The sequence below is a fragment of the uncultured Arthrobacter sp. genome (assembly GCF_902805515.1).
Taxonomy (GTDB): domain Bacteria; phylum Actinomycetota; class Actinomycetes; order Actinomycetales; family Micrococcaceae; genus Arthrobacter_D.
Map to the genome: position 1 here is coordinate 1 of NZ_CADCTE010000126.1, position 8,237 is coordinate 8,237.

Annotated in this window: 8 protein-coding genes; 1 reads left to right on the plus strand and 7 read right to left on the minus strand. The window is 70.8% G+C overall.

The features are described from left to right. From QZX79_RS11295 to QZX79_RS11325, 7 genes are all read right to left on the minus strand, one after another. Positions 1–946, minus strand: a 946-nt coding sequence (locus QZX79_RS11295) for a CTP synthase (protein ID WP_294568378.1), incomplete at its 3' end; no start/stop codon positions are given. Then, on the minus strand, positions 943–2,679 hold the full coding sequence (gene recN, locus QZX79_RS11300) for a DNA repair protein RecN (RefSeq protein WP_294568379.1): 1,737 nt from the start codon (positions 2,677–2,679) through the stop codon (positions 943–945). The genes recN and QZX79_RS11295, both read right to left, overlap by 4 nt. After that, positions 2,676–3,602, minus strand: a complete 927-nt coding sequence (locus QZX79_RS11305; protein WP_294568380.1) for an NAD kinase — start codon at positions 3,600–3,602, stop codon at positions 2,676–2,678. The genes recN and QZX79_RS11305 overlap by 4 nt, the downstream gene beginning before the upstream one ends. After that, positions 3,599–4,441: a TlyA family RNA methyltransferase gene (locus QZX79_RS11310; RefSeq protein WP_294568381.1), complete on the minus strand. Its 843-nt coding sequence runs from the start codon at positions 4,439–4,441 to the stop codon at positions 3,599–3,601. The genes QZX79_RS11305 and QZX79_RS11310 overlap by 4 nt, the downstream gene beginning before the upstream one ends. A gap of 3 nt (positions 4,442–4,444) precedes the next feature. Continuing rightward, positions 4,445–4,702: a hypothetical protein gene (locus tag QZX79_RS11315; RefSeq protein WP_294568382.1), complete on the minus strand. Its 258-nt coding sequence runs from the start codon at positions 4,700–4,702 to the stop codon at positions 4,445–4,447. 45 nt (positions 4,703–4,747) lie between these two features. Continuing rightward, positions 4,748–5,746 carry an HAD-IIA family hydrolase gene (locus QZX79_RS11320; protein ID WP_294568383.1) on the minus strand — a complete coding sequence of 333 codons (999 nt, stop codon included), beginning with the start codon at positions 5,744–5,746 and terminating at the stop codon, positions 4,748–4,750. Then, positions 5,736–6,734 carry a hypothetical protein gene (locus tag QZX79_RS11325; RefSeq protein WP_294568384.1) on the minus strand — a complete coding sequence of 333 codons (999 nt, stop codon included), beginning with the start codon at positions 6,732–6,734 and terminating at the stop codon, positions 5,736–5,738. The genes QZX79_RS11320 and QZX79_RS11325 overlap by 11 nt, the downstream gene beginning before the upstream one ends. A gap of 66 nt (positions 6,735–6,800) precedes the next feature. Between QZX79_RS11325 and QZX79_RS11330 the strand changes: the two genes are divergently transcribed. After that, the gene (locus QZX79_RS11330; RefSeq protein ID WP_294568385.1) at positions 6,801–7,469 is read left to right on the plus strand and encodes a hypothetical protein; all 669 of its coding nucleotides are present in this window, start codon (positions 6,801–6,803) and stop codon (positions 7,467–7,469) included. Positions 7,470–8,237: the final 768 nt, after the last annotated feature.

Genomic DNA, 8,237 nt, shown 5'->3' on the forward strand with positions numbered 1-8,237 from the left:
CGACGTGGTGCTTGGGGTTGTGCACAGCGTCGAGGAGCTTGTTCCACTTGGTCCAGTTGACGTCCTTGAACTTCAGGTCGAGCGACTGGACGATGTAGGCGTCAAGCCCCTGCCGGTGGAGGGTCTTGGGGATGTCGTAGATGCTCGGGGCGTCGGCGGCGTTGACCACGGCGTCGACATCGACGTCGCACATGCGTCCGATCTTCTCGCGCATCGCGGTGGGGACCTCGCGGTCGGAGCGGATCACGATGGCGTCGGGCTGGATGCCGATGGAGCGGAGCATCGCGACCGAGTGCTGCGTCGGCTTGGTCTTCAGTTCCTGGGAGGGGCCGATGTAGGGAACCAGCGACACGTGGAGGAAGAAGACGTTGTTGCGTCCGATGTCCTGGCGGACCTGGCGGGCCGACTCGAGGAACGGCTGGGACTCGATGTCGCCGACGGTTCCACCGATTTCGGTGATGATGACGTCGGGGACCTTCTTCAGGGCCACCGGTTCGGCCGGCAGGCGCATGCGCCGTTTGATCTCGTCGGTGATGTGCGGGATGACCTGAACGGTGTCGCCGAGGTATTCCCCACGGCGCTCCTTGGCGATGACGGTCGAGTACACCTGACCGGTCGTCACGTTCGCCGAGCCGTCGAGGTTCTCGTCGAGGAACCGCTCGTAGTGGCCGATGTCGAGGTCTGTTTCGGCGCCGTCCTCGGTGACGAAGACCTCACCGTGCTGGAACGGGTTCATCGTGCCGGGATCGACATTGAGGTAGGGATCAAGCTTCTGCATGGTGACCGAGAGTCCCCGTGCCCGAAGCAGGTGACCGAGGCTTGACGCCGTCAATCCCTTGCCGAGGGAGGAGGCTACGCCACCAGTCACGAAGATGTGCTTGGTCGTCTTTGCGGACTTTTGGAACCGGGAGTTTGTTTGCTGCACCACGGAGTTCGAGCCTATCATCTGGAAGTGGTCCGTGCCGCATCCGCGAGGAGTTCCTCGGCATGGGCGCGGGCGGAGGCTGAGTCCTCCTGGCCCGCAAGCATTCGGGCAAGTTCTCGCACGCGCTCCGCCTCGGGCAGCACCTGCACATCACTGGCTGTGAATCCGCCGTCTTCCCCGTCCCCACCGGTCGAATGCACGTTCTTTGTGACCCGGACATGGCGCGCCGCGAAGGCCGCAACCTGGGGCAGGTGGGTCACCACGATGACCTGGACGTGCTGGGCGAGCATGGCCAGCCGCCGGCCGATCTCGACGGCGGCTTTTCCGCCCACGCCGGCGTCGACTTCGTCGAAGACGAACGTGGGAACCGGGTCGACGGCGGCGAGCACCACCTCGATGGCGAGCATCACGCGGGAGAGTTCACCGCCGGAGGCGCCCTTCCCGAGCGGCCGGGGAGCCGACCCGGGGTGCGGGCGCAGGTTGAAGGAAATGTCGTCGCCGCCGTGGACGGTCAGGGACTCCGCCGGAGCGACCTCGATGAGCAGCGTGGCGTCGGGCATGGCGAGGGCGCTCAGCTCGTCGCTGACCCGCTCGGCTAGGTGCCGGGCGGCCTCCTGCCGCAGGGCCGATACCGCGGCCGCACCGGCGCGCACGACGGCGTCGAGCTCTTCGATCTCCGCTTCGAGCTCCTCGACGCGGGAGGAGTCTCCTGTGAGCTCCTCGAGGCGGAGGGCGCTCTCCTCACGCCACTGCAGGACCTCGTCGATGCTGGGCGCGTATTTGCGCACCAGCACCGCCAGTGCCGCCCGCCGGGCCTCCACCTCGGCCAGGCGGCCGGGGCCTTCACCCTCCAGGGCCGTTCCGTACGCGGCGAGCTCCCCCGAGATGTCGGCGAGCAGGTAGCCGACCTCGGCCAGCCGGCCGGCAAGCGTCTCGAGCTCCTGGTCGTGCTCGGCCACGCCCTCCAGCTGCCGCTTCGCCTCGTCGACGAGGGAGACGGCGTCCACGGCGGCGCCGAAGTCCTCGGACACCAGTGCCGAATGGGCGGTCAGGGCCGCGGTCCGCAGCTCCTCGACGTTGCCGAGGCGCATCGAGTCGGCCTTCAGGGTGACGTCCTCCCCCGGCTGGGGGTCGACTTCGTCGATCTCCGCGAGGGCCGCCGTCAGGCTTTCGGCTTCCCGCGCCCGCTCCCTCGCCTCGCTCTGGAGCCGGTTGCGTTCGGCGATCGCGCCGCGCCACCGCTGGTAGTTGCCGGCGTACGCCTCGAGTTCGGCCGCGAGCTTCGGCCCGCCGAACTTGTCGAGGGCCCCGCGCTGGGCGGCGGCACCCTTGAGCCGCAGCTGGTCCGACTGCCCGTGGACGACGACGAGGTGCTCGCCGAGTTCCGAGAGCACCCCGACGGGCGCCGTCCTGCCGCCCACGTAGGCCCTGCTGCGGCCCTCGCTGGTGACGGTGCGCGCCAGGATCAGTTCGGCCGTGCCGTCGAACTCCTCAAGGACCGCACCGGCTTCCATGGCACGCTCGGCGACGGCGCTGCCGTGCTCGAGGCGCACGATGGCCTCCGCCGAGGCCGACTTCGCTCCAAGGCGGACCGAACCGGCGTCAGACCGTGCGCCGAGCAGGAGGCCGAGGGCGGTGATGACCATGGTCTTTCCTGCACCGGTTTCGCCGGTGACGACGGTCAGGCCAGGGCCCAGGGTGAGCGTTGCGTCGCTGATGACGCCGAGGTCGCGGATCCGCATCTCCTCGATCATCGGAGGTGCCTTCCGGTGGAGGCGACCGGTCCGCGCCAGCCCTGGACGGGAAGCTGGAACTTCTGGACGAGCCGCTCGGAGAAGGGAGTCTGGCGGGTCCGCGCCAACCGGACCGGGTTATCGGAACGCCGGACCTCCACCCGGGCGCCGGGCGGAAGGTCGATGCTGCGGCGCCCATCGCACCACAGCACCCCCCAGGCGTCGGTGCGGGTCAGGATCTCCACGGCCAGCACGGAGGTCGGAGCCACAACGAGCGGCTTCGCGAAGAGCGCGTGGGCGCTGATGGGTGCCATCAGCAGGGCTTCCACCTCCGGCCAGACAATGGGTCCGCCTGAGGAAAAAGCGTAGGCGGTGGACCCGGTGGGGGTGGCAAGCACGATGCCGTCGCATCCGAAGGAGCTGACGGGCAGGCCGTCGACCTCGATGACCACTTCGATCATCCGCTCCCGGTTGGCCTTCTCGATGGCCGCCTCGTTGAGTGCCCACGTTTCCCCGAGCAGCGTATCGCCCTGCCAGGCGGAGACCTCGATGGTCATGCGTTCCTCGACGCTGTAGTCACGTTCGGCGACCCACCGGACCGCCTCGTCGAGGTCGGCGCGTTCGCTTTCGGCAAGGAATCCGACGTGTCCGAGGTTCACCCCGAGGAGCGGAATCTCGCGGCTGCGCACCAGCTCCGCTGCACGGAGGATGGTGCCGTCCCCGCCGAGGACCATGACCAGTTCGATGCCGTCGAGGGTGACCTCCTCCCCCAGCGTTTCGGTCGGTGCTGCGGCGGCGCCGTACGCCGTCCGCAGCCCGGAGGCCTCCTCCGGCCGCATGACGGGCGTGAGCCCGAGGGCGGAGAGCCGCGTACACGCCTGCTGGGCGGCCGCAATCGCGTCCTGCCTGCCGGTGTGCGCAAGCACCAGAATTTTCCTAGTCATTCAGCTCCGTCGTTGTCTTCCGCCCGGCCGCCGAATGCGGCGCTCGTGGAGAGCAGCCCGTCGGTCAGGCGGTCCAGGTCCTCTTCGATCCTAGGGTCCATTGTCCGATGCGGCACCCTCACCCACAGGAAGTACTCAAGATTTCCGTCCTGGCCGGGCAGGGAGCTCTGCTCCAGGCCCCGCACCTCCAGCCCAGCCGCAAGTGCCTCCCGGATCACCCCGTGCACGCCCCGCCTGCGGGCAGCCCCGGAGGTCACGACGCCCTGGCCGTTGAGGGCACCGCGTCCCACTTCAAACTGGGGCTTGATCATCAGCACGAGGTCCCCGCCCGGAACCGTGGCCGCGGCGAGGGACCGGATCACGAGCTTCAGGGAGATGAAGGACAGGTCGGCCACTGTCAGCTCGGCGGGTCCCCCGATCTCGCCCGAGTCGAGGTAGCGCACGTTGAGCCCCTCGAAGACGTGGACGCGGGGATCCTCCCGCAGCACCTGCACCAGCTGCCCGTGTCCGACGTCCACCGCCGCCACCTCGCGGGCGCCCGCCCGCAGCAGCACATCGGTAAATCCGCCGGTGGAGGCCCCGGCGTCAAGGCAGCGCCGCCCGGCGACCGCGACGCCGGGGAAGGCGGAGAGCGCGCCGGCGAGCTTGTGTCCGGCCCGGCTCACGAACTCGGGGCCGGCATCGGCGACCGCCAGCTCCTGGTCGCCGCTGACCGGTGCGGAGGCCTTGAGCATCACCTCGCCGGCGCGGAACACCCGCCGGGCCGCGATGAGCTGGGCCGCATGGGACCGCGAGCGTGCCAGGCCACGGGAGACCAGTTCCTGGTCCAGGCGCGCCACGGGTCAGCCCTCCGCGTTGAGTTCGGTGAGCAGGGCGTCGTGGAGTGCCGTGTAGGATTCCGCGTGCTCGCCCACCGGCTGTCCGCCAAGGTCCGCGAGTCTCCCGAGGACGGCGTCGACGGAGGGATTCCCGGTGGGCGGCACCTCGCCGGGCCCGAAGGACTCCGCGGCGGCACCGGATTCGCCGTCGGGGTCCGGGACGCTGCCGTCCCGGGCACCCTCGGATATGTCAGCGGGAACGCCGCCGTCGTCGTCGCGCACACCTTCCCCCTTCGTCGGTTCTGACAGTGTCACAGCGTCCCGGGTTCAGGCCGCTGCGACGGTGAAGCGGAGGTCCGGCATTCGTGCCGTCTCCAGCCCGGGCGCAGCCGCCCACCAGGCAGCGCAGGCCGCCCGCCACGCGTTGAGGCTGTTTTCGCTCCCCTCGACCCGAACGGCTCCTGCCTCGAGCCGGGCCGAATCGGTTCCGCAGCGGTATGCGCCGTCGACGGCGGTCACCGGTGGGTAGGACTCGTACAGGCCCCCCAGGTCCGGGAGCAGGTAGGTGGGACGCTCGGCGGCCACCGCAGCAAGTGCGGTGCGCACCGAATCGACCCCGGTCAGGATCAGCGCGGTGTCCATGCCGGCCCGGTTTCCGCCGAGAATATCGGTGTCGAGGCGGTCCCCGACAACAAGCGCGCGTTCCGACCCCAGATGGCGCGCCGCAGTGGTGAACAGCGGGGCCTCTGGCTTCCCGGCGACCACCGGGCGGACCCCGGTGGCGGCCTCGACGGCCGCCACGAGCGATCCGTTGCCTGGGGCGATCCCGCGGGCCTGCGGGATCGACATGTCGGTGTTCGTGGCAACCCAGACGGCTCCGGCCGCAATCGCATAGGACGCCTCCGCGAGGTCCTTCCAGCCGAGCTCGGGCGAGAAGCCCTGAATGACCGCGTCGGGGCCGTCCTCGGCCGAGTCGACCGGGATCAGCTGCTGGCTCCGCACCGCGTCGGCCAAGGTCCTGCTTCCGGTCACCAGCACCTTGGAGCCGGCCGGAACCAACCCGGCCAGGAGTTCGGCACCGGCGAGGGCGGATCCGAAGACCTGATCCCCCCGGGCCGGCGCGCCAAGGCTCCTGAGGTGCGCCGCGACCTCATCGGCCGAACGCGACGCGTTGTTGGTGATGTAAGCCAGCTTCACCCCCACCTCCGCGAGCTTCATCAGCGCCTCGATGGCCCCCGGAATGGCGTGCGGGCCGGCATAGACGACGCCGTCGAGGTCCGAAAGGACCGCGTCATAGGCGCCGATCAGGGCCCCCTCAGCCTCCAACGGAATCCTCGGCCGCCTTGATGGGTGCCACAGCGCCGGGTGCGGTCCCGGAAGGGGCGTCCCCATCCCCTGCGCCGGGGGTGCTGTCCGTGTCGTTATCCGCGGCCGGAAGGACGGTCCCTTCCGCGCTGTCGGTCCCGGCGCCGTCCTCGACCTCAGCGCCCTCACCATCGGCACTATCTCCATCGGTGGCGGTCCCGGTGCCCTCAGACCCGGCAGGAGCACCATCGGCGTCGACGACGGAAGCAGGCGCCTCGGCCGTCCCGTCGGCTGCGGCATCCTTCTTCGTCCCGCCCAGGACCTCGGCCACCGTCGGTACCGGACGCGCCGCGCCTTCCTCGTCATCACCCAAGAGGTCGATGATGTCCGGCTCGGCGGGGTCCTCCACCCCCAGGGCGGACTCGGCAACCTTGGCCTGCTTGCGCCACTTCTCCGACTCCCCGGTGCGTCCGGCGGCGTCGAGTGCATCCGCGTAGGCCCGGAACAGCCGGGGGCTGAACGAGAAGGCGCGGTGCAGATCCAGCTGCGGGATCTCGAGGGCGGCCACGGCGGCCTCAAGCTGGCCGAGGTCGGCCCGTGCGCCGGAGACGACCATGGCGAGTTCGGCCTTGCCTGCGGCGTCGAGGGTCTCGGCCTCCTCGCTGCGGGCGAGGTCGAGCGCCCGGTCGGGCCGCCCCAGTCCGCGTTCGCAGTCGGCCATGACCGGCAGGTGCGCATTGGAGCCGCTGATCCGGCGGAACGTCCTGAACTCCCGCAGGGCCTCGCCGTAGTGGCCGGCGGCATACGCCGTCAGGCCCACCGCTTCGCGGACGGCAGCGAGCCGTCCGCCGCGCCTGCTCGCGGCGAGGGCATGCTGGAATGCAAGCTCCGGATCGTCCTCAAGGAGGCGTCCGGCCATCACGAGGTGACGCGACACCCACAGTGCGCTGCGCTCCTCGAGGTTGCGGATCTGGGCACGGGTGACCCGGTCCAGTTCGTCGCCCTTCACGTCCTCGTCGATCTCCGGGGACCGTTCCCGGTCCGGCCGGTTGGAGCTGCGCAGGTCACGCGCGTTGTGCTGGCGGGGCGCGGCCGGCGGGCCGCTCCGGGGACCGTCCCCGGCCCCGAAGCTGCGCCGCGGCGCGGTACCGCGCTCCCCTGCGCCCCGGCCACCGGCACGGGGACCTCCGCCGCGTTCGTCGCGGCGGCCATCACGCCGGTCATCGCGCCGGTCATCGCTCCGGTCATCAAATCGGGAGCCGGTCCGGCCCTCACCGCGCGGGTGCTCCCCTGGTCCGCCGGGACGCCGGTCGGCGCCCTGATCCGGGCGCTTGGCCCAGGCGGGCCGGTCAGCCGGGCCTCCGCTGCGTCCTCCGGCGCCGCCGGAACGGGGACGGTCGGAAGCGTTACCCGAGAACGAACCGCCCCTCGAGGCGGAGCCCCTCAGCTGGGCGCCACGGGAATCGCCGCCCCGGTAGCCCCCTCCGGAGCGCTGATCGCCCGCGCCGCGCCCCCCTGCACTGCGGTCGGAAGAAGTGCGGTCCTCACTGCCGCGTCCTTCGCCGGCGCGGTCCGGGCGAAGGCCCGGGCGGTCCGCATAGCGGCCACCGGCAGGCGGGGCACCGGCATCCCGGCCGGAACCCGATCCACCCCGGCCCTGGTAGGCGCCGCGCCCGTCGGAACTGCGCTGTCCATCACGGGCGCCATCGCGGCCCCGGGAGGCGACGCCGAACCGGTTGCCTGATGTACCCGAAGAGGAGACCGGTCCCCGCCGCTGCGGCGCAGCACCGCGGGCGCCCGCGGCCGCATCGTCACGGCCGCCGGATTCTGCGGCCGACCTCGGCGCTGCCCCCTTCGATCCCCAGGAGTGCCGCTTCCCGGCGGCCTGGGTTCGATCCGAGTTTCCTCCGCCTGCCGGCTTTCCGTTGTCCGGGGAGTCCCCGTGCGTGCGTTCCTGCTCAGCCATGGCGGCGAAGTTCCTCTCATTTACAGCAGCCGCATCTCGCGTTCCGCTGTTCTCTATTGTTCTATAAGTCGCTTGCATCAATGCAATCACGTCCTGCCCCGGACGCGCGATCCGATGCGGTGTGGCGCCTGCCGGACGGGAGTGGATGGATCAGGCCGAACGCCTGCCGTCCTGCTGCGACTTCCCCTCGCTTCGGGTGCAACCCGCGGCTGCCCGCAGCGGCCCCTGTGCGCCAGGGGAGCGCCGGCGGGCCACGTGAGGGCCGAGGGGCCTGCGGTAGTGCCGGCCGGTGATCGGCCCCAGGGTCCGTGTCGGCGCAGCTGGTCACGAACCGATCGACGGCCGGCGGGCCGGGGCAGCTGGCCACCCGTGCCACTCATGCCTTGGTGCCGGCGGGCGGTGTGCCTGGTGGTGGTTGTGGTGGTTAAAGGGGTGCAGGCCCCACCGGTGGTGGGGCCTGCAGCCTAAGGGTGGTCCGGCGGTGTCCTACTCTCCCACACTCTCTCGGGTGCAGTACCATCGGCGCTGTGGGTCTTAGCTTCCGGG